The sequence below is a fragment of the Sphingobacterium sp. genome (assembly GCF_032065005.1).
GTDB lineage: Bacteria > Bacteroidota > Bacteroidia > Sphingobacteriales > Sphingobacteriaceae > Sphingobacterium.
The window spans coordinates 22,029-45,937 of the sequence record NZ_DAMBMM010000014.1; the positions used below are offsets into that span (position 1 = coordinate 22,029).

General features: G+C 41.8%; 14 protein-coding genes. 2 read left to right on the forward strand and 12 right to left on the reverse strand.

Translation table 11 applies throughout. The annotated features are described in order from the left end of the window. The 10 genes from RT138_RS17305 to rlmF form a co-directional block, all read right to left on the reverse strand. Positions 1 to 1,719 carry a LamG-like jellyroll fold domain-containing protein gene (locus RT138_RS17305; RefSeq protein WP_313191653.1) on the reverse strand — a complete coding sequence of 573 codons (1,719 nt, stop codon included), beginning with the start codon at positions 1,717 to 1,719 and terminating at the stop codon, positions 1 to 3. 10 nt (positions 1,720 to 1,729) lie between these two features. Next, positions 1,730 to 3,340 carry a DUF5008 domain-containing protein gene (locus RT138_RS17310; protein ID WP_313191654.1) on the reverse strand — a complete coding sequence of 537 codons (1,611 nt, stop codon included), beginning with the start codon at positions 3,338 to 3,340 and terminating at the stop codon, positions 1,730 to 1,732. A 4-nt stretch (positions 3,341 to 3,344) separates the two neighbouring features. Further along, positions 3,345 to 4,130: a fasciclin domain-containing protein gene (locus RT138_RS17315; protein WP_313191655.1), complete on the reverse strand. Its 786-nt coding sequence runs from the start codon at positions 4,128 to 4,130 to the stop codon at positions 3,345 to 3,347. Further along, entirely contained in the window at positions 4,102 to 5,646 is a 1,545-nt protein-coding gene (locus RT138_RS17320) for a RagB/SusD family nutrient uptake outer membrane protein (RefSeq protein WP_185214214.1), read from the reverse strand. Before RT138_RS17320 ends, RT138_RS17315 begins: the two co-directional genes overlap by 29 nt. 5 nt (positions 5,647 to 5,651) lie before the next feature. Beyond that, on the reverse strand, positions 5,652 to 8,813 hold the full coding sequence (locus tag RT138_RS17325; protein WP_313191656.1) for a SusC/RagA family TonB-linked outer membrane protein: 3,162 nt from the start codon (positions 8,811 to 8,813) through the stop codon (positions 5,652 to 5,654). A gap of 11 nt (positions 8,814 to 8,824) precedes the next feature. Further along, positions 8,825 to 9,916: a DUF5007 domain-containing protein gene (locus tag RT138_RS17330; RefSeq protein ID WP_313191657.1), complete on the reverse strand. Its 1,092-nt coding sequence runs from the start codon at positions 9,914 to 9,916 to the stop codon at positions 8,825 to 8,827. A 24-nt stretch (positions 9,917 to 9,940) separates the two neighbouring features. After that, the gene (locus tag RT138_RS17335; protein ID WP_313191658.1) at positions 9,941 to 11,041 is read right to left on the reverse strand and encodes a fasciclin domain-containing protein; all 1,101 of its coding nucleotides are present in this window, start codon (positions 11,039 to 11,041) and stop codon (positions 9,941 to 9,943) included. An 11-nt stretch (positions 11,042 to 11,052) separates the two neighbouring features. After that, positions 11,053 to 12,558, reverse strand: coding sequence for a RagB/SusD family nutrient uptake outer membrane protein (locus RT138_RS17340; RefSeq protein ID WP_313191659.1), 1,506 nt, complete (start codon positions 12,556 to 12,558; stop codon positions 11,053 to 11,055). 6 nt (positions 12,559 to 12,564) lie between these two features. Then, positions 12,565 to 15,528, reverse strand: coding sequence for a SusC/RagA family TonB-linked outer membrane protein (locus RT138_RS17345; protein ID WP_313191660.1), 2,964 nt, complete (start codon positions 15,526 to 15,528; stop codon positions 12,565 to 12,567). A 466-nt stretch (positions 15,529 to 15,994) separates the two neighbouring features. Continuing rightward, positions 15,995 to 16,879, reverse strand: a complete 885-nt coding sequence (rlmF, locus tag RT138_RS17350) for a 23S rRNA (adenine(1618)-N(6))-methyltransferase RlmF (RefSeq protein ID WP_313191661.1) — start codon at positions 16,877 to 16,879, stop codon at positions 15,995 to 15,997. 41 nt (positions 16,880 to 16,920) lie between these two features. On the opposite strand from rlmF, the gene RT138_RS17355 reads away from it, so the two are divergent. Then, on the forward strand, positions 16,921 to 18,519 hold the full coding sequence (locus RT138_RS17355) for a Na+/H+ antiporter (protein ID WP_313191662.1): 1,599 nt from the start codon (positions 16,921 to 16,923) through the stop codon (positions 18,517 to 18,519). A 98-nt stretch (positions 18,520 to 18,617) separates the two neighbouring features. Next, positions 18,618 to 19,235 (forward strand): hypothetical protein, encoded by a 618-nt coding sequence (locus tag RT138_RS17360; RefSeq protein ID WP_313191663.1) that lies wholly within the window; start codon positions 18,618 to 18,620, stop codon positions 19,233 to 19,235. 15 nt (positions 19,236 to 19,250) lie between these two features. Here RT138_RS17360 and RT138_RS17365 read toward each other — a convergent pair whose 3' ends face one another. Together RT138_RS17365 and purL are read right to left on the reverse strand one after the other, a co-directional pair. Then, positions 19,251 to 20,114: an aminoglycoside 6-adenylyltransferase gene (locus tag RT138_RS17365; RefSeq protein WP_313191664.1), complete on the reverse strand. Its 864-nt coding sequence runs from the start codon at positions 20,112 to 20,114 to the stop codon at positions 19,251 to 19,253. 85 nt (positions 20,115 to 20,199) lie between these two features. Continuing rightward, positions 20,200 to 23,874, reverse strand: a complete 3,675-nt coding sequence (gene purL, locus RT138_RS17370) for a phosphoribosylformylglycinamidine synthase (RefSeq protein ID WP_313191665.1) — start codon at positions 23,872 to 23,874, stop codon at positions 20,200 to 20,202. Between the last annotated feature and the right edge of the window lie 35 nt (positions 23,875 to 23,909).

A 23,909-nucleotide genomic window follows, 5' to 3' on the forward strand; every position in this document is an offset into this window, starting at 1 on the left:
TTATTTATCAATCCAAACACGACCATCAAGACCCCAGCTCAATTGTCTTGGTACTTTCAACCAACTGATAATTTGCGTAGAGATATCGATATTTCTAGGTACCATTGAACTCAATGTTGACGAAGTAGGCGCACAAATGAAATCGTTCAATGTGGTAATCGGATAAGTTCCGTTTGTTTTCAGGTTTGCACCTAATGGACCTTCATCCACGATGGTGGTAGCATCCTTCGAGTTCATTGGCCAATAAGCAGCCAAGAAATTAATGTTCGGATGGTTTGATACTATACCTACATCACAACTGTATTGTTTGATGGTTTCCGGAGAAAGAGCCTCTTTCCAGAATTTCACATCGGCTATGTAGGCATCGGAACGCCAGCCTTCACGTGTCTCTAGGAAACCGATCCGGAATTTGGCATCTGATGTAATAGAACCCCAACCTGTAATGTCAGCTTCTTTGGTTTGCTCGCCATTGGTGAACAACCTTACGGTTCTCTTGCCATCTACCATCTGTCCGGTGATAGCGATCGAGTTCCAGGTACCACGGTTCATGTTTCGGTCCGCTTTTACCTCACCCGTTCCTTTATCACCACGGGCGTTGAAAATCCAGGACTCACCATCTAGGTGGATTACCCAACCGATACCTGTTGGATCTTCACCCCAGCCGCCTTGCCAATGTTGTCTCTTGCCAATAATGGATGGATACCAGAATGCATAGTTATTGTCCCGGCCTTTGTTCTTTTTGATTTTTAACTCAATAGTGAAATCGTCGTTGTCCAGATTGAAAACACTGTTGTCACCAACATCCAGTTGGGCATAGTTTTCAGCATTGAAGCGCATAAAATCACCGATGAATTTATTCCCAATAAATGGTTTACCGATAAATTTGGTTGCATATTTTGGTGAATAGATTATGGTGAATGTGTTCAATGCCGCATTACTAAAGATGGTATTGTCATTTTGCGCTGGAGGGATTTCATAATCGCCACCTTGGCTTGAAGTAATGATCACCATCCAATTTTCCTTGGCATAATTAGGTCTTGCTTCCAAGGCCTTGATAATCTGCCCTACCTGTCCATCAAACTTCTCGATTGCAGCCTTGTATGCTGGTTTAGAGACATCGTAGCCTTCGGTTTTTCCAGCAGCATCAATGGCTGTGAAATGACCTGTGATGAAAGATAGCTTCTCGTCCTTTAAGTCATTGATCACTTTCGTGGTTACATCATCATCATTTTGGGCAGCCTGTGCTTTGGTATTGGCTCCAAAATATTTGAGGAAGGTAGCATTTGGGCTGATGGTGCTCATCTTAATGGAATCACCAGACGATTCTTTGATCCTGGCAGCCAATAGTGGATATGCATCAAATTTGTTGGCTTCCAGGTCATTTTCCCTTACCCCATGTTTGCTGTAGTTTACACCAGTGAACAAATTTGCCCAGTTGGAATATATACCTGCTGCGTTTTCTTCACTCAGGGAAACCCAAGAGTAAATGGAGTGGGGCAGTAGGGCATTGATCGTTGTGACATTGGAGGTGCGTACGGATTCACCGCGGGCACCATCTGCTATCAACAACAATACCTTTGGCGTACCGTAGATTACATCTACGGTATCCGTATTGTTTTCTGGAATAACCTTCGAGAATTCCTCCTGACAGGAAGTGATATTAAGGCCCAGAATTATCAGCATGAAGGCTGAAATGGAGTTTAAAATACGTTTCTTCATAATTAGGAGTTTATTCAATGGTTATTCTAGTTATACCTCTCGTGTCTATGTTGTCGAATTTGTAGAAATCACCTAACAACAAGAGCGCTCGCTTACCGTCATCAGAACGCGTTTCATACATTCTCGAGATCAAACCGCCAACCATACCGGTATTGTTCATGCCACTTACTAGATCGCCTTTCGCATCGATGATCATGAAGTTGGTCCTTGAAATACCATTGTAAGTAAGGAAGTTACCTGAAACGGCAATCAATCCATCTTCTAGCTGTAAGGCAAATTTGCTGGTACCACCTTCATTAAATGCTTTTACTTTAAAGTTGGTATCAATCGATCCATTCGCATTTAACATCACTAATTTTGGTGTATTTACGCCGTTAAAGGTGTTGAATTCCCCACTCACCATATATTTTCCGGTTTTTTCATTGTAGGTCACACTTTCCACTTTATAATTGGCGCCTTTTCCGACATTGAAGGTTTTGTCCACAGTTCCATCCGCATTCAGGCGAACGATATAACCATGAGGTTCAGCGTCGAAACTGGTAAAAGAACCAAAAACAACCATTTTGCCTTTTAAGCTTCCGGTTTTGTGGTAGAAGCCTTTGGTTTGTCCATTAGCACCCGCAAATGCTTTGTTTCCAGAGAAACGGAAGGTCTTGTCAAGCGTACCGTCCAGGTTCAATAAAGCAACAGAACGGATCTCGGTACTGTCTAGGATTACAGAATCTCTGGTCTCTAGATAGTTTGGTTTACCGTAAGTTCTATGGATATGATATCTAAAGTCACCAACTGCCAATATTTTGCCATTGTGTTCATTGATATTGTTCACCATAGCATTAAAACCACCATTGAATTTAGCGTAGTATTTGATGGTATCAGGTAGGTGAGGTGGGCGATAAGGTTTTACAGCCATGGTATCGATCTGTCCTACTAAGTTGATACGGGTCAAATTGGAGATATTGTCGGTCCGCTGATCATAACCAGAGAAATTTCCGGCGATATAATAAGCATTTTGGATCTGTATGATACTGCTCAAGAAACCTTGTACTCCATTTCCAGGACGGAAACTCGCATCAAACTGTCCATTTTTAAAGGTTCTGACAATTCTATTGATCGGTTTGATATTTCCTTTGTTTTCATAGTTGTTAAAGGAACCGATCAGGATGTTTTTCTCTTCTACGGTTTGTAAATAATCGTATACACCACCACCAGCGGCACCATATGTTGCTTGCCAAGAAGGGTCTATCTTAACCTTTCCTTGAACTGAGAAATTGGGACCATAAAATATGATATCATCAATGAGGATACTGGTAATACCCGTGCTGGCGAATTCCGGCACCTTAACGGTAATTTCAGAATCGGTGATGGATACAATCTCTGCCTTCTGTCCATTGAAGTTGAATACGGCTTTATCTTTATGGGCAGCCAAACCCGACACTTTAATTTTCACTTGGGTTCCTGGTCCACCAGTTTCAGGGGATGGTTTTTGCGTACGTTCCATCACAATGCCCAAAGCTTGTTTACCTTCTTGATAAGGTTCAGCATGGTAATCCACTTCTTTGGAGCATGAGAACAATCCGAAGACCGCAAATATGAATATATAATATTTAGCTAACTTGTTCATAATTTTATCGTTTACTTTGAGCAATATCTTCTATCATTTCTTGCGATCCAGGATACAATCCAAAAAAGCTTTTATTATAATCCAAGACGTGGATTATGCCATTGTTGGGCTGTATGTCCGAGGTCGCCACGGGATACGTCACATAAACATCAGGGTTTGAAGCATCAGGGAAATACGAGAGGTGCAGTTGTCTGTATCCTTTATATTTCAATCTGGATACTTCCGTAGTTCCACTCATCTGAATAATATCATTGAATACTACTCCAATATTGGATACATTACCCGATTGCGAAATGTAGTTTTGACCTGGATAGGTGCCCATCAGCGAATAATCGATCTGTGGGTAGTCCGCCAGTTTGTTCTTTCCGTTGAACATATAGCGCAGCAAGTTTTTTCTCCAGATAGCAGAATCAATATCACTCAATTTTTGGATGGTATCCAAACCCATATTAAATAGGTAGGTATTAAGTGAACCACCGGTTCTAATAGTTCCGATCAATTGCTTGATATCCGGATCCGAGGGAGCAAAAAAGGTAAACTCTTTGGTCATGAATTCATTTTCCAGTCCGGCAAGTTTGATGACTTGGACTAGGGAATCAAATAATACTGGTTTAGATTCCAGGTATTCCAATATGGTTCCATTAAATTCAGCCTTTGCCAATCCGCCATCCTCGTAATAATCGTCTTTACTACAGGCGCTTATAAACAGGATTCCGAAAAGGAAAAGAGCGATGTGTAGGGGTTTAAATATCTTTTTCATCTTATCGTCCAATTGTAGTCCAGTATTCATTTAATTTCATGTACGGGTTGTTGTTCAGGGCCGATGGGTCGATAGGCCAAGTCCAACCACCGCGGTTGTATTGATCCAGTGTAAGCGGGGACATGGTCCACTCGGAGCTTAAGATCCTTCGGGTACGGATCAGGTCGAAATAACGAATGCCTTCACCGATCAATTCCCGTTCTCTTTCTAGGAATATGAAGTTCTTCAGGTCAGCACCACCGCCACCGCCGTAGCGTGCAGCTTGAGCACGGTCACGAACCATGTTCACGGCTGCTATTGCATCTGCATCTTTGCCTAATTCAGCAGAAGCCTCTGCATAAAGTAGGATTGCATCTGCATAACGGAAAATACTAAAGGTATTGTCTGGGTTTTTATCTTCGTTTCCAGAAGCATACACGTTGGTTCCGAATTTCCTTAGCACAAATCTTCCATTGTCTGAAGTAATATCTTCAAACCACATTTCTCTTCTCTTATCGGCGTCACCTTCAGGGAAGATCTGGTTCATGTAAGAGGAAATAAAATAACAGTGACTCAACTGGTTGTCAAAGCGAGGGAATTTATATGGCCAACGCAAGAAGTGGTCCCAGAATGGCGCTAATGCTTCCACATTATCGCCGTAGTTGATACTCTTGTAGAACTCAAAAAGAGATTCTTCACTTCTACCTTTAGTTACCACTGCCCAGTTCTGGTCGGTGAATGGTGCAACCAACTTATGTTGTTTGCTGTCGATCAATTGCTTTCCTAAAGCAGCCGCCTCTGTTAGGTATTTTTGTTTGTTACCAGGATCGAAGCTTGAATTCCACATGTTCATGTGCATTAATAAAGCGATAATGGCACCTTTTGCTGGTCTTGCTCCCCTAAGTCCTGGATCATTCAAGGACCAAGGCATAAGATCTTTTTGCGGAGTTAAGTCAGCAATACACTTATTCAATACTGAAACCATGTTTTCACGAGGAAGTGGTTCCGTATGGTAAGCATCGGTATAATATGGAACATCACCATATAACCTGACCATCCAGAAGTAGGTGAATGAACGGATGAACTTTGCTTCAGCAATGTATCTGCTCTGATCAGATCCGGTAACTCCAGGGATACCTTCTTCTAATTTTTCAATTAAAATATTGGCACTTTGGATCACTTGATAATACTTTTTCCAATCGGTGATCACATATAATTTATACCAATCGAACTGTGTGGAATACATAGCGGCTGGTAACTGATTTTTGCCTAATGCCTCTACCACCTTACGCTGACTGAAGTTATTGGCACCGTCGGAAACAAATATTTCTCCAGACCTTGCTTCTCCAATGGCACCCATTACCCATGTTTCATTGATCTTTTCAAAGAACTTTGCGTACATAAAGGCCATATTAGCTTCCACATCCTGTTGAGATAGGTAATAATTGTTGCCTGTCAATCGGTCTATGGGTTCTACGGTTAGATATTTATTACAGCTGGAGTTACTGAACCCTAAGGCAATCCCAAGTCCAATTACAGCTAATTTATTTTTTATCAATTTTTTCATAGTCATTAGAATGAAAGGTTGAAGCCTAGGGTATAAGTTCTTGGTACTGGATATCCGTTTGATGCATCGCGACCTAAGCTCGTTACGTTTTCAGGGTTTGGCCCCGAATACGAAGAGAAGGTGTACACATTGTCCATAGAAGCATAAATACGGAAACGGTCTAGTTTAAATCTCCTCAACAGATCACGATCGAATACATAGGCGAAGATGATATTGTTGATCTTGAAATAACTGCCGTTTTCTTCCCATAAGGTTTGATCATAACGGAAAGGTTGAACGCTGGCATTTCTAGAGAAGTCGTATGGATAAGGATACTTGGCAATATCACCGTCCTTCAACCAGATATCTAGGTTTTCAATAGGGACGATGGAATTGGCTCCATTACTTTGACCACCTACCAAATTGCCTCCGTAAGGATTATTGTATAGACTTAGTCGTTGTGCTAAAGCATAGTTCAAAATGGTTCTCTTTGCTGTGTATGAAGCATAGATCGATAACTGGAAGTTTTTGTAGTTCAAGGTATTTTGAACCCCGCCAGTCCATAATGGTTGTGTATTGCCAGCACGTGCATAGTCACGGTTGTCTAAAATATAATCTCCGTTCCTATCTACATAGATTGGATCTCCAGCTTGGAAGAATGTTCCATCAGCAGTACGATAGCGAAGGCCAGTAGCAGGATCAACTGGTACATCAGCATCCGTCGCATATACACCGATATTTTCTAACAAGTAATTTGATAGGGCGGAGGTACCTACGCGGTTTACCATGTGCAATTTATCCAATTGAGTATCCCATTTGATGGCTTGTCCTCTAAAGGTTGAAGGCAACTGCAACAAGATGTCTTGGTTGTAAGCACCATTGAAGGACAGGGTCCAGTTGAAAGGACTGTTTACAGAAAGAGGACGGAAGTTTAATGCAATCTCATGTCCATAGTTTGCTAGTCCAGCATCATTGGAATTAAGCTTGTCAAATCCTGAGGTATTGTTCAAGAAAGACTCAAACAATAGGTTGTCCACTTTCTTGTAATAAGTATCGTAAATGATCTCAATTTTGTTGTTCAGGAAGGTAAGGTCTACCCCTAAGTTATACTGCATGGAGGTAACTGGTAACAAGTTTGGATTTGGAATAAATTCGTAGTTGATACCGATACCATTGATCTGATTGTAAAGACCTGAGATATCATATTTACCATAGATACGTTCCAAGGTACTGGTTGGCATTACGTTTACACCCCATGTAAAGCGAAGTGATGCAAGATTGATCCAAGGAAGGGATTTTATCCATTCTTCATGGTGCGCATTCCAACGAACTCCGACAGCTGGGTTCTTGGTATAAAGGTTCTTGAAACCATTCGCAGAGGAACCATCCAAACGATAGGATAGGTCTAGGATATATTTGCTTTTGTAACTATAGGTAGTCGCAAGGGCAAATGATAGCGCTTTCTCATTTCTGAAGTTGGACAGTACACCACCACCTCTAGAGAAATAACCATCGAAACCTAATGGACCTTCGAATTGATCATTTGGAGTTCTAGCCTGTTTGGTGATGGTATTTTGACGTTGGTTATGTCTTACCTCATTGAACAAGTTGATAAAGATGTTGTGGTCCTCATTGATATCCTTGGTATAGTTCAGGATATTCCTGTTGTATAGGTTTGATTCGCGACCTGCGAATGAATACACTTCTGAGAACTGGCCTGCAGCAGCAGCTGGAGTAAATTTGTCTTCATTGTTAGAAGCGAATTCATAACTCATGGCCGATTGTAATCTCAGTCCAGGAAGGATCTCAAATTTACCTTCTACATAAGGACGGATCAATTTGGAACTGTTATCATTTTTGGTTCTAATGGCCGCGATATAATCATTGTCTGCCGAGAAGAATCCTGGAGGAGGCAATAGGGTAGAGTTCATACCACCCGTTGATACCCCTGTTTGAAGGATACCTGTACCATCACCTTTGTTCTGTTTACCTAACTGAGCGAATACCTGTCCTGTAAATTCAAAGCGTTTTGTAGGACGGTAATCCATTCTCAAGTTGGCTGAATAACGGTTGAAGCCTGTATTCTTGATTACCCCAGTTTCACCATAATAACCCAAGTTGGATTTATAGGAAAGGATTTCATTACCACCATCCAAACTTAAGTTATGGTTTTGGTTGAATGTATTCTGGTAATAAAGGGATTGCCAGTTAGTCGAGTTATTGAAGAATGCATTCAAACTATCTGCAAGCATTGGGGTTTGCATGATCCTGTCAATTTCGGCTTGTGTTCTCGCGTTATTGATAATTTGCCAGATTTTGATTTGACGTTCTAGGTTACCTCCTAAGGTCTCCCTCAATTTTGGTGGAGTTTTCAAGAAGGTACTGTGTGTATAGTTGATTCTAGGCACAGGCGAATTACCACGTTTTGTGGTGATAATGATTACCCCGTAGGCGCCTTGAGAACCATAAAGTGACGTTGCTTGGGCATCTTTCAAGATTTCGATGCTCTGTACATCCTCAGGTGGGATCAAGGAAAGCGGCGAGATACCCGGTCCCTGTTGTTGCAGGCCGAATTCTGAAGCTCTATCGGCATCCATCGGAACCCCATCGATTACATATAGGGGAGATGTAGGCATCAAGATGGACTCGCTACCAGAACCTGTTGTGGAAAGAGTCGATAGACCACGGATTTGGGTAGAGCCCCTAAAACCTGGAGCACCGGTATTTACCTGTACGTTCAATCCCGGTACCTTACCTTGCATCAATTGCTCTAGGTTGGCAGTAGGGACGTCACGGATGTCCTTTTCTCCAAGGGTGAAAGAAGATCCTGTGGTGTTTTCCTTTTTACGGGCCACATATCCACGGACCACGACTTCTTCTACTTGGTCCTGTGTAGAGCTCATCTGAACGGTTAATGTCGTTTGGTTGGCTCTTACCGTTATTCTTCTTTGATTAAAACCTACTGCTTTAAAAATTAAAGCTGTGTTCGGGGCTACACTCACGCCAAAGTTACCGTTGTCGTCTGTTGCCGTAATAGCCCTATTGGTCGCCGCATTCACTACTGTTACGCCGGCAATACCGTTATTAGACTCATCAACCACTCGACCACGCAGGTTTTGGTTCTGAGCATAAGCAAATTGTAGGCTAAAAATGCTTAAGATTAATATGATTAGTTTCTGTAATTTCATAAGGCTAAGGTTTATTCATCCTCAAATTTTGGGTTCTGATTACGGAAATGGAAAACAATTTCCCAATCTCCCTTTTTATAGATCGCGAAGTTCAGTCCAAATTGACCCACTGTGCGTCCGCCTCCAAATCCCAATCGAGAATAAGAGAATGACACATGTGCCCCGCCCGCATCTGAAAAGTCTGTGCGGTAAGGTGTCAATGGAATCGGATAGGCCACATCATATTGCACATATTCGGGGGTCATCACTTTATTGAATCCATGAACTAAGAAGTCCCATCTGGTTTCATTGAATTTCACGGGATTGATAAACTTACCGTCAGCACCCATGAACTTGAAACGTAAGCTGTTGCCTTTGCCGCCAGAAAATGGACGGATGTAAACCACGACATCTTTCTGGATGTTATTGTTAACCAAAGGCAATTGGGTTCTTTCGCCAATTACATTGTTTAAGAAACTTGGGATGATATAATCCTGTCTGGTGGTATCCTTAGGTCGCAGCGGATCTGGAGCTTTTCCTCCTGTATAGGGATTGATGTCCGTCGATGGAAAATAAGGGATCTCACGCCAAGGGATAAATTGGAAATCCTTGATGATCTGGGTACCGCCTGAGTTCTGAACTTTAAGGTCAAAGAAACGGATATCCTGCGTTTTCAGGACCGTATCGACAGGTCTTGGTTTGATAACCGCGTTTGTTGCCCCTGCCCATAAAATCATTCGGCCATTGCTGTCTACTTCGAATGCAGGTTTTTCAACCATTCTTCTCTTCGCCTCAATTTCAGCTAGGGTTTTTTCCTTGCCATCATATTCCTGGATCCATTCATAGGTTTGGACTTTGGTAAATAGGTCTGTCACTGGACGACCGTCTCCATACCTAGCATTGACAATTTCAAACTTCATCGGTAGGGTAGAGTTGTCCTCAGATAGGGAGGTAAAGACATTGTTCCTGCCTAGGGTAGGCTCAATGATCTTGATGATATAATTGATGTTTTCGCTTATAAAATCCCTGTCTTCAGGAAGGTCGTACATTTTCGAACATGCGGTAAATAATCCATAACTCCCTATAAAGAGACAGAGCAATCGGATACTATTTTTGATTTTCATTTTTCTTCAATTAAGGTTAATAGATTATTTAGTTCCTTTATTTACGCTCCAGTCGGCCAATTGGAATAGATCTCCAGAACGAACGCGTTGTACATTTAACCTGTAAAACTTGTAAGCTTTGGTGTTATTGATCCAGAAGACCCTTTGTTGGAACCTAGATGTAAATTCTTCGCCTGATTTAGAATCCAGTGTTACCCAGTTTTCTCCATCATCAGATGCTGTCAAGGTCCAGTCAATTGGATCCCTTTCAACCGCATCGTTGGCGGAGGTTAGGGTATAGGAATTAGCTGCAGTTGCTGTGTTTAGTTCTACTTGCATCCAGTTACCACCGAAACTACCTAACAGGTACTTGGTTTCTGGGTTGCCATCAAATACATATTTTGAAGCTTCTACGGCATTGACACCACCATCGTTCTCACGTGATACCGAGAATTTACCTCCTACGGTTACAAATAAGTTTGGTGGAGGTGGGATGTAGGTCAATCGGGTTACAAAGTCGTTGAAACCGAAAACATGGTTCGGAGAAACAACGTGGATCATCCCGTTCTTTGCTTCGATATTGATGGAAGCAGTGGTCGCGGTAATCCAGTTTCTAGTGAACTGACTATTTTTGGTGTCCGAGTATTCAATGACCTTAGGGCCGCCGCTTTCAAATCCTGATGAGGTCGCTGTAGTTAATTTAGCGTTCATCGTTCTTTTGAATTTGTAGTCTTGCAGTTGGATTCCATCTTTCATCATCATGGAATCACTAGGGTAGAAGCCTTTGATCAGGTATTGAGCCATCATGGTATCCAATTGCAACAGGTCCACATTGGTTAAATATTCCAAAGGTTTATCCGATTCTTTGCGGGTATTGTTCAGATTTTCGATTGCTAATTGAAAGCTCTGGTTGGTTGGTGCAAAGAAGGTGTATTTATCATTAGAAGCGAGCACTGCTTGCATTTTTGTGCGATCCAATACTTTCAGTAGGGAGTCAAAAACGCCGGGCTTACTTTGAAGGTACTCCAAAATAGTACCATCATAAGTCACCTTATTTACCGTCTCGTTGTAATATCCATTGTCTTTGGTGCATCCGCTAACCAAAATCAAGGAGAGTAAACTATAAAATAGATTGTTGACTTTCATGGTTATACGGTTTATTTCCAATATTCATTTTGGGTTAATAATTTGTTCTGGGTCAAGACTTGGGCAGAGATCGGCCAATATTGTCCTTTTGAACGGATCAGATTGCTCAGATCTGAATTATCATTCTTGATCTTGTACTGTCTGACCATATCGTACCAACGATGCCCTTCACCCATCAGCTCCCGGTTTCTTTCTTGGAAGATCGCATCGATCAAGTCTCCATTCTTCGCTGCAGAATAGTTCGTAAGCCCTCTTCTTTCACGGATGGTATTCAATAGGTCGATTGCTCCTGCTTGCTCACCAATTACCGCCAATGATTCTGCACGCAATAGGTACATATCTTCAAGACGGGTGATGATGGTTGCACTGGAATAGAACCTGAACGTTGGATCGGAGACTCCACCCATGATACATTTCACTTTACTGAAGATAGGATACTGTCCATTGAAGTTTTTGAAATAAACTTCGGTTACAGGGTTTCCTAGGGTGTCAGCAGAGAAGCGTTCATCGGTAGATTCATTGAAGATGGAAAGGATCTTGTCTTTGGACATGTACATATCCGGGATACTTTTGTTTACCACGGGCGATGCCAAGGTTAACTCTTCAATGTGCCCTGTAAAGGAACCTTCCACATGGTTGTAGATATGTCCGAAACCTAATAACTGATTCCGGTTTTTATCGTAGAAGAATCCATTTGGATCTGTAAGGTTATTGGTAGGGAGTAAAGTCAAACTACCTTTCTGTTGGTTGTCGATAACAAATTTAGCGTATGCTGCAGCATCAGGATAATTACTCTGCCAAGCTGCAACATGGGCTAAAATGGCATAAGCTGTAGTTTTACGAGCTAAGGCACCGTCCCATCTGCTGTTGGATTCGTTGTAGTAATTTCCTTGTTGCTGCGGGTCATTTGAGCTAAAAAGGAAGGGTAGATCATCGGCTGCCTTTTGCAATTCCTGTTCTACAAAGGCCAATATCTTGCTTTGATCTTCGCGAGGTTGATCATCAAAAGTACCTTCCTTAGAAGAGACGATCAATGGAACATCTCCCCAAATGCGAACCATATAGAAATAGGCAAAGGCACGTAGGAAACGGGCTTGCGCGATATCCACCACCATATTGTTGTTGGTATAGCGTTGGTCATTGTCCTTTACCTCCTGGATTCGTTCTAGGAAGATATTGGCAGCATTTACTACTGCGTACCAACGTCTCCAGCTCTTTAGGTCGTTCATTACGCCGAAAGAAGCATTCAGGTCGTGTTTGGCGATAGCTTTCAAGTCTTGGCGGATAGGAACGGAGAACTCTCCGGAGCGTACATCGCCATAGATCCAATGAGCATTGTTATCATTCAGGGCGGATTTGGTCAATCCGTAAACCCCCATTAGGGCCGCTCTGGAATCCTCCATGCTAAGCCACATATTTTCTTCTGAAACCAATCGAGTGGAATTGATGTCCAGCATTTTCTTGCAGGACACGAAAACTTGGCTCAATACGATTAAAATGATTAATATTCTTTTCATGATCGGTTACAGTTTAAGTTTGAATCCTAAGGCAAATGTTCTTGGAATCGGAAGGGAATAACCTTGGTCGTAACCCATGTAATTCACCAGTTCTGGATCCCTTCCAGAATATTTGCTGACAGTAAATAAGTTGTTGGCAGATAAATAGACATATAGATCTCCCTTTTGCCCTAAACGGTTTCCAACGATATCCCTGAAATTATAGCCTAAGGTTACCGTTCTAAGTTTCAAGAAAGAACCATCCTCAAGGAATAGGGATTGATTGGTTTGGAATGGCGCAACAGATGACCATGGGTTGTAAAGTGGATATTGATCATAATCTCCTCTTTTCTCCCAGTAGGTGATCTCTTTGATGGAATTTATGCTGCTGGCATTCTCGTTTTCAATAAAGTTGAAACGGTTTGACATCTCTTGGTTGACGATCTTTCTTCCAAGGTTGAAGTAGAAGTTCAGGTTCAAGTCAAAGTTTTTGTAAGCAACCATATTGTTCCATGAACCACTAAGCTTAGGAATGATGTTACCTTGTAGGACTTTATCCTCTTTGCTGATTTGGTTGTCGCCATTGGTATCAGACCAAATAGGATCACCAGCTTTCAAGATGATGCCATTGTAGGTCATGCGTTGACCGCCAGATTGCGGAACCTCTTGGTCAGTTTGGTACATTCCGTTGTTTTCATATAACCAGAAAGCATCGATTCTTTCTCCAACTTTCAATAACCTATCGTTCACTTCGATTTCATCCAGGTTATTTGGCAATGCCAATAGCCTATTGCTGTTCACGCCTAATACTAAGCCGGTGTTCCAAGTGATCTTGTCATTTTGTACAACGTTACCCGAAGCAGTAAGGTCGATACCCATATTTCTGACATCCATTCCAGCTTCATATTGATAGTCATAACCGAAGTCTTTCTTACCTGGCAGCATGATCAACTGATCTTTGCTGTCGCGAACGTAAGCATCAAGGGAAACTTGGATATCGCGGTTCTTGAAACCTAGGTCAAAACCTAAGTTCAGGTTATCCGAATAGCTCCAAGGAAGGTCATATCCCACCCAACCTATATTATAAGGACGAACCAATGCCGCAAAACCATTGTATCCCGGAACGATTGCATTACCGGTGTAGCCAATTTCTGAGGTATAGCTAGGTCCTTGTCCGTAATTATCATACAGATTATAGTGACCCATCCTGCCTACGCTGGCTCTGATATTAAATAAGCTTACTGATTCGTTGTCCTTCATGAAGTCATTCTTCGCATTCCATCCTAAGGCTAGGATAGGAGAGAAGAACCATCTTGTAGTCGGTTGTGCATTTGATGATGCATCGTAACGAAGTGTCAATGCAGCTGTATAGGATTCATTATAGGTATAAGATGCTTTACCGTATAGATTGACCATGTTGTGCTTGGTTCTGTCCAAGAACTTATAGACCAATTGTCTAGGGAAGGCAGTAGGATTTAAATAGTTCCCGTTGTATGGATCAGATTCCAGTAGGTTAAGTTTGATGAAGTCATTGACACCTTTATAGGCATAAGCATAGTTATATTTATAGGTATCCCACATCAAAGTGTTTCCTACTTCGAAATAGAAATAGTTTGCATCGTTTTCTATATCGTAGGAAACCTGGTTGTCAACCAATAAGCGCTGGTTGTAACCATAGTAGTTGGACGCGAAATTACTTTTCTCCAAGATGGTGCTTGGGTAGAAAAGGTCGCGGTAGCCTTCGTTGTAATCTACGGCAAACTTGCTGCGGATCTTTAAGGCACCAACATTCACCTGTAAACGGAAGAATCCTTCCAGGATATTGCTGAAGTTATTGTCAAAGCTCTTATCGAATTCCTTAAGATAGGAATCATAAACCTCTTTGTTAGGGGCAAGTGGTGCACCTAAGTCAGGAAGATAACCCATCATGGCAAATCTGTTGCGCAAGTTTCTATTACGATCTCTGTTCAACCTTGAGGCATTGAAAAGGGTTTCAAAGTTTAACCACTTAAAAGGTCTCAGGTTCAAGAAGAAACGAGCATTGTATTTGTCAAATTTAGTGTCATCCGCTACTCCTGAGGTTTTCACATTTCCCAGAGAGAACTGGAAGGTAGCACGAGGCTGACCTCCAGAGATATTGGCATTGACACCATGGTTCAGACCGTTGGAATAATAGCTGTCAGACCAGTTCGATGGGCCATAGTAATCGTTATTTAAGGAGTCGCTTAAATAGATTGGGTAGACATCGTCCTGATTGTATTTACCATTGGTGGTGTAGAGGTCATAAAATTGCTTTCTAAAGGCATTCTCATAGGCACCGTTTATGGTGGTCACCCGAGGACGTTGAGACATTCCGATATAACTGTTTACCGTAATCCTTTTGTCGCCATCACCTTCAGCCTTTCTCGACGTGATCTCTATGACACCATTAGCCCCTAGCGGACCATAGGTGGCAACTGCCGAAAGGTCTTTTAATACCTTGATGCTTTGGATGTTGTCGAAATCAATGTTGCCCAATAGGTTGTTCTCGGTACCTATACGTTCGATGTCATAGTTTTGCACATCAAATGCAAAAGGATGTTCTCCGATTAAGGGAACACCATCTAAAACGACCAAGGGTTGGGTATTGTAAATATCCCTATTGCTCAGGATAGGTTTACTGATACCGCGTACAAACATCTGGATATTACTTCCAGGCTCACCGCTTGATTCAGAAACATAGACGCCCGGTAATTCACCTTTGATATACTGCTGCAAACTATTGGCAGTAATCAGGGAATTGGTTTTCATGTTCCGAAGGTTATTGAACTTAGGTAGGTCCAGTTCATAAAGTGGCTTTAACTCCGCCAAGGTATCAACTGTAGGAATAGAATCCGTTTCGGTCGTGTCCTGCAGGGATAGGTTGGCAAAATCAACGTTATGACTATGCGCATGTCCCACGGACATAGACATAAAAATCAATAACGATTTAAACTTCCATAATACACTCATATTTGTAGTGCTGTTTATAGGTTAGTAAAATAGTAGATACTAGTTAGGTTTCGGATAGCAATTCCAGAAGGGAGCTATTCGGTCAGTAAAAGGGAAATAGAAGGCTTTGCTTTAAATCCGTTAACTGCTCATAAAGTTTAAATGCAATTTTTTTTGGTTCATAATTTAAAGTTTTTGGGTAATAGGATTCCAGTACAGCAATGGTTAATTGTGTTTAGTTTGGGTAAAAATTAAACAAGATTTCCTTTAATTAGCCGGAAAATAAATTGCAGGTTGTTGTAAGTAAAAATAAGTTCATAAAGTGACTGTTAGTATTAGTTTTGTTAATGGTTAAGACTAATTTATAAATTAAAAACGTTTTAGCAAATTTTTTTTAAAAAAATAAAGATTCCTGTCCAAATCTGCTTTAACGTTAAAGTGGATTTAGATCTATTGTAACATAGAAAAGTTTAACTAAACTTTGGTCTTATTTATTCAACTGCCAAGAAAGAATTCTGTTTATCTTGTTGCCTTGATTCATTTGTGTCACTTTTACCCCCTCTGTTTTGTGATATTCGAGGATAGCTTTTAATGGCTTCAGGTTGTCTTTATCTGAAACCAGAACCGAACATATACCAATTTGATCTCTTAGGTCAAAACTTTCATAGATCATGTTGCTAATGAACTTCTTTTCACCACCTGGGAACCATAGCTCGTTCGAAAGACCTTGGAAATTGGTTTTCGTGCTTTCAGCTTCCTGATGGAGCTTCTGGTTTTTCTTTAGGACCGTCTGCCTATAGTCTTCACGCGATTTGTAGAATGGGGGATTACATAGTACTGCGTCGAAATATTCATTGGGTTGAATAATTCCTTTCAAGATATGGTCACTGTTCTCTTGCTGTCTTATCTTGATACCTTTTTTTAGATAAGGATTGTCGTTGAGGATCTTGTGAGCATGCTGTATGGAAGGGATATGGGTATCCGATGCCACAAAGTTCCAATGGTATTCTAAGAAGCCGAGAATGGGATAGATTAAACTAGAGCCAGTACCGATATCCAGCACATTGACTTTCTTCGGGTTTTTAGGTTGGATGAGATCAGCTAAATAATGGATATAATTCAATCTTCCCGGAATGGAAGGACAAAGGCTGCCATTCAATAGGTCCCAGTTGTTGACTTTGTATTCTGATTCCAACAATGCTTTGTTTAAAAGGAAAACAGATTCCGGATCTCTGAAGTCTAAAGATTGACGGCCATCAGGAAGAACTACGATATGTTTCTTCAATTGGTGAACATGTTTGATCAGTTTCTTGAAGTCATATTCCTGATTGAACTTATTGCGGGGGTGTAGATTTTTTGAGTTTTTTTCCATTATTTTTACTGTGCACAAAGATATCTATTAATTAAGTAAATATGATCGAATCCAATATATTATTGGTCATGATTCTCTTTTTTTTCATGTCCATGTTATTTGTCGTTTCTCAGCGCTTTAAGATTTCTTATCCTATCTTATTGGTAATCGGAGGATTAGCGATTTCCTTGATTCCAGGATTACCTGAGTTCAGTATAAACCCCGATGTGGTGTTTTTGGTTTTTCTGCCACCCTTATTATTTGAAGCGGCTTGGTATACCTCATGGAATAGCTTCTGGAGCAATCGCCGATCTATCCTGACCATGGGCTTCGGACTCGTCTTTGTTACCTCCATTGCTGTTGCATATTTATCTGTCAATTTAATTCCAGGATTTACGCTTGCATTAGGATTCCTATTGGGCGGTATTATTTCTCCTCCCGATGCTGTGGCGGCAACTTCTGTCCTCAAGGGAGTGAGCATGCCTAAGCGTGGGGTCACTTTGTTGGAGGGGGAGAGCTTGGTCAATGATGCAGCTTCCCTAACGGTATTCCGGATGGCTTTGGCGGTCATTATGACCGGAGCATTTACCATGCAGGAAGCAGTGGTTGGATTTTTTTTACTCGCCGTAATGGGAGTGTGCGTGGGACTTGTTATCGCCAATATCCTTTTCTATTTCTTGAAATACATTGCCAAAGCATCCAGCATAACTACTCCGATTACCCTGATCGCACCTTATATTATGTACATTGTTTCAGAGCACTTTGAATGGTCAGGTGTATTGGCTGTGGTTTCCGGAGGGCTGTTCCTTTCCTATCGATCCAAAGACTACATGGACTACAATACCCGCATCCAGACGCGTGAAGTCTGGGAAACTGTCGGATTTCTATTGAATGGTTTTGTGTTTATATTGATTGGCCTGGAACTTCCCATTATCATTGATGGTATAGAAAGCGTATCGACCTCTTGGGCGATTGAAATTGCACTGATCATCACTTTGGTGATCATTGTGATCCGTATCGCATTTATTTACATCGTCAATTATGTCCCCAGGATATTCCCTAAGGTTCGGAAGAAAGAACCATCACCTGGATGGAAGATGCCTTTGATCTTAGGCTGGGCTGGAATGCGGGGTGTGGTATCCTTGGCCTCTGCCTTGGCGATCCCGATCTATGCTTCCAGTGGCCAGCATTTCCCGCACCGTAACCTGATCCTATTCATCACCTTCGTGGTCATTTTGATAACCTTGGTCGTGCAAGGCTTGAGTCTGCCATGGCTGATCAAGTTGGTCAACCTAGATGGCAAGTCTTCAGAGATTCCAGAAGAAGCGCAGATTGAGGCTATCAGATATCGATTAGTAAAGGAAGAAATGGAACTGCTGAAAACTAAATACGCTAAGGAGCTTGAAGAAAGCAACACAGTCAAAGCAATTAATCTATCCTTAAAACGCAGCCTCGAATCTACAGCCACCAATCTGAGCAGTGAATCCAAGATCAAGATTGCGAATGAAAGGGGCTTGTATAAACAGGTGATGCAGGATTTGATCAATGTGAGGAGGGATGTGGTCTATACATTGGTCAACGAAAAGAATTATGACGAATCAATCTTGAAGGCGCTAGAGCATAATCTAGATTTGGAAGAGTCGAGGTTGAATAGGAGGTAAATAAAACAGGGTTTCTTTTTCAAATTATTAAAATCCTGTATTAACCCTTATGCAATCCCGTTTACTTTTTCATCATATCAGTACAAAAAGTAAGGATTATGAAAAGGTTCGGGATTTATACATTGCTAATCATAATGATGATGGCATGTAGGCAGAAAAAGGAAACCAATAACATCTCAGGAAAAGAATTCTTGGACAGGGTCTTCCCGACTTATTCCCCAATTGGAGCTGAATTCTCCAAGGTTGTGGATGCGGTGGTTGAATTTGATACAGCAAGGTATGTTCTTGATAAAGATTTAGACATTAAATTCTATGATCCTAAATTTGGGAGAGGATACTACAATTCCAGCTTAGGCAGCGAATTTGATATGGAGTCTCAGCTATCTGTTCTTGAGTTGGCATCCGAGAAACTGTCCAACGACATAAAAGATTTCAATGCCTATCAAACCCAATTATTGGATACTGAAGATTACCCCAACTATACCAAACTGTCCAAAATCTTGAAACCAATACAATACAGCAAACATAACATGTTGGCATACCCCATTGAATTCTATTCGTTCGATAAACCACTGTTCACCGCTGATAAGAAAAAAGCATTGATCAACACCTATTACCACTGTGGAGTAATGTGCGGGCAGGGCGTAGTTTACTTTCTCGAATTGGTTGAAGGAAAATGGAAAGTTATAGGCTATGACTACTCTTATGATACATAAGGGTAGTTACTTGGCCTATTTGTTTGGATTATGGATGTTGAAAAACTCCTTAGTAGCCTTAGCTTTATCCAGATCATAGTCGTATCCAAGGACTTTTGAAACATCTTGAGCCATTTTATCAAACATGTCGATCATATTGCCACAGGCAATCCAGTTTTCTTCCATACCTGCTCCTGCAAAGGTTGATTCCAATCCTTCCCATTCTGCAGTACTCAGGAATTTCTTGAACAGTCGACCATATTTATTCGTTGTCACTTCCCAATGATTTTTACTACCGATATACCATTCGATCATAGGAATAAAATATTCTACCCGAATGATTTTTTCAACCATAAACTTGAGGTAGAACAGGTCTCCACGGACCAGACACTTGGGAAGATAGGTCACATCCCAAAAGAAATCCGCAACGATCTTTTGGAATTCTTCTTCAGAAGGTTCTTTGATTATACTGACCTCATAGGTCGGATGCTGTAAACCTTTGCAGAGTCCTTCCTTATCGATCAAGATTTCATAACCGATGTCCCAGTCCTCTGGAAGTTCATCAGCCAATACTTCGGCTTTAAACTGCTCCACGCTATAGATCTTAAAATCAACTTTTACCCCATCCCAATATTGGACCATCTTCATGGCATGCTTCCCTTCAAAGGCCTCAATGCCTTCCTCGTAAACATTCAGGGGATCTCCAAAAAGATTAATCCATTCCTTGGATTCCAAGTAGGGTGTAGGGTCAAGGAAAACAAGTTCGATGTCCAAATCCGAGAAATCATCCACAGGAGCCAAGGGGTTGACCAAGGAGCTCGTCAGCAAGGCTGCTCGAATGTCTTCATTGCTTCTGATCCAAGCCTTGATGGCTGCTAATTTTTCATCTCTTGCTTTCATAGGTGATTCCTCAGATTTTAAGTTAACAAAAAAATCCCAATGCTGATTGCATCGGGATTTTTCTTAACTATTACGTTATTCCAACTTATTTGCTTTGGTTGTCAATCCATTTACGGGCATTAACGAAAGCTTCTAACCAAGGAGAAACCTCATCTTTGCGTCCATCAGGATAGTTTGCCCAGTTCCATTGGAAAACTGAACGTTCGATGTGTGGCATGGTTACCAGGTGGCGACCAGTTTTGTCACTCATCATTGCCGTATTGAAATCCGATCCGTTTGGATTGTGTGGATATTGATCGTAAGCATATTTCGCTACGATGTTATATTGATCCTCTTGGTTTGGCAAATTGAATTTTCCTTCACCATGAGAGATCCAAACACCTAATGTTGAACCCGCAAGGGTAGACAACATGACCGAGTTGTTTTCCTGTATCTTCACCGATACGAAGTTTGATTCGTGTTTTTGGGAAGTGTTATGCAACATCTTTCCGTGAACTTCATGCTCTGGGTTGATCAGTTCCAACTCCATGAACAACTGACATCCATTACAGATACCTACAGAAAGGGTATCAGGACGAGCAAAGAAGTTTTCAAGAGCAGTCTTAGCCTTTTCATTGTAAAGGAAAGCACCTGCCCAACCCTTTGCCGAACCCAAAACGTCAGAGTTAGAAAAACCTCCCACAGCACCGATGAACTGAATGTCCTCGAATGTTTCGCGACCTGAGATCAAGTCCGTCATGTGAACATCCTTCACATCAAATCCTGCAAGGAACATCGCATTTGCCATCTCTCTTTCCGAGTTTGAGCCTTTTTCACGAATGATCGCCGCCTTAGGACGAGCTTTGCTTCCGTCAATCACTGGTTTCTTACCATCAAATTGAGCAGGGAAGTAAAATCGCAAAGGCTGATTTTTATAGTTTTTGAAACGCTCGTCAGCAGTTCCGTTTTTCGATTGCTTTTGATCCAATAAGTACGAAGTCTTGAACCAAGTATCTCTTGTTTCAGCTACATCAAAACGGAATGAATCCGCATTGTTTTTGATGCTCACGGAAGTACCATTGATCGCTTTACCGATTTTGAAAGCTTCAACACCTGCTTCAACCAATGCTTTTTCAAATGCAGCATCTTCTTTCGCCTGAAGAACCAAGCCGATATTTTCATTGAACAATGCTTTTACACTGTCCGCTTCGTTCAAGCTTGAAAGATCGTATTCAGCAGCCAAATCCACATCTGCAAAACATAGTTCAAGTAAAGAAGTAATTAAACCACCAGAACCGATGTCATGACCTGCAGCAACCTGCCCGTTATTGATCAATTCCTGAACCGCATTAAATGCTTTCTTGAAATACTGTGCATCCTGAATGGTCGGAACATCCGAACCTATTTTGTTCAATACCTGTGCGAAGGTGGAACCTCCAAGTTTGAAGCTATCCTGAGAAAGGTTGATATAGTAGATCGAACCAGCGTTTTTCTTCAAAACAGGCTCCACTACTTTGTTGATATCAGTACAGTTACCACCAGCAGAGATAATTACCGTTCCAGGAGCGATTACATGCTCACCATTCGGATATTTCTGTTTCATGGAAAGTGAATCCTTTCCAGTAGGGATATTGATACCTAATTCGATTGCAAAGTCAGAACATCCCTGTACCGCTTGGTACAATCTAGCGTCTTCGCCTTCGTTGTTACAAGCCCACATCCAGTTTGCCGAAAGGGAAACACCTTTCAGGCCATTGTAGATAGGAGCGAAAACCAAGTTAGAAAGCGCCTCAGCGATGGCATTTCTCGATCCAGCAACTGGATCTACCAAAGCTACCAAAGGAGCATGTCCAACTGTCGTAGCGATACCCTCTTTAGATTTATAATCCAAGGCCATCACCCCAACGTTGTTCAATGGCAATTGCAAAGGACCGGCACATTGCTGTTTTGCAACACGGCCACCCACACAACGGTCCACCTTATTGGTCAACCAATCTTTAGCAGCAACCGCTTCCAATTGAAGGACATGGTTTAGGTAATTAGGGACCTCGTTTACAGTATATTCCAGGTCAGCATAATTGCGCTGAACCTTTTTATCGTTCATGATTGTTTTTGGTGATGAACCGAAGAAATCCTCTAGGGCATAATCCATAGGTTTCTCACCAGTTTTCTTTGATTCGAAAGTAAAGCGATGATCAGCTGTCACATCACCAACGGTATACATTGGCGAGCGTTCGCGATCAGCAACGGTCTTCAATTTCTCGATATCCTCATCTGCAATCACCAAGCCCATACGTTCTTGAGATTCATTACCGATGATTTCTTTAGCAGAAAGGGTAGGGTCTCCAACCGGAAGTTTGTCCAGGTCGATCAGACCACCTGAATTTTCCACCAATTCAGAAAGACAGTTCAAGTGTCCACCGGCACCATGATCATGGATGGAAACGATAGGGTTTACATCACTTTCCACGAAAGCACGGATGGCATTGGCAGCACGCTTTTGCATCTCTGGATTAGAGCGTTGGATGGCGTTCAATTCAATACCTGAACCAAATGCACCTGTATCCGCTGAGGATACCGCTGCACCACCCATACCGATGCGGTAGTTCTCACCACCTAGGATCACGATCTTATCTCCAGCTTGTGGCTCATGTTTCTTGGCCTGGTTCAACTTGCCATAACCGATACCACCAGCTTGCATGATTACTTTATCATAACCCAATTTACGACCATCTTCTTCATGTTCAAAAGTAAGGACAGAACCTGTGATCAAGGGTTGACCGAATTTGTTTCCAAAATCAGAAGCACCATTGGATGCCTTGATCAGGATGTCCATTGGCGTTTGGTACAACCATTTTCTTTCTTCCATTGCCTTTTCCCATGGGCGGTCATTCAACAAACGTGAATAGGCTGTCATGTAGATTGCAGTACCTGCAAGCGGAAGTGCACCTTGACCACCAGCTAGACGGTCACGGATCTCGCCACCCGAACCAGTTGCCGCTCCTGCGAATGGTTCAACCGTAGTCGGGAAGTTATGGGTTTCAGCTTTCAATGAAATAACCGAATCGAAATCCTTCTCTTCATAGAAATCTGGCTTGTCTGCTGTCTTAGGAGCAAACTGCGTTACTTTAGGACCTTTGATAAAGGCCACATTATCTTTATAGGCAGAAACAATCTCATTCGGATTGGTCTCTGAAGTTTTCTTGATTAATTTAAATAGGGATGTAGGCTGTTCCTCACCATCGATCACGAAGGTACCGTTGAAGATCTTGTGACGACAGTGTTCAGAATTTGCTTGCGAGAAAGCGAAAACCTCGGAGTCCGTCAGCTTACGGCCTATCTTCTCAGCTAGCTTGTTTAGATATTCTACTTCCTCAGGGCTCAATGCCAATCCTTCCGACTGGTTGTAAGCCTCGATGTCGTCGATATCCAAAATAGGTTCAGGGCTGATGTTGATGGTAAACATATCCTGAGTCAAGGCACTGAACTTTTGGGAAATCATCGGATCGAAATCCTTGAAATCTTCCGTAACCTTTTGAAACTCTTCGATACGAATAATCCCGCTGATTCCCATGTTCTGGGTAATCTCTACGGCGTTGGTGCTCCAAGGAGTTACCATAGCGGCTCTCGGACCTACGTAGTAGTCGTTAAGCGTTTGTTCGTCGAGTTTTTTAGAGTTGCCGAAAAGCCAGTTTAGTTTGGAGATATCTTCAGTAGATAAATCATTTTGGGTTTGAACAGCATAAACTGTGTTCAATGGGTTCACGAAGAAATGAATCATTATTAAAGTGAATTTGAACGTCCTTCAATTATTCT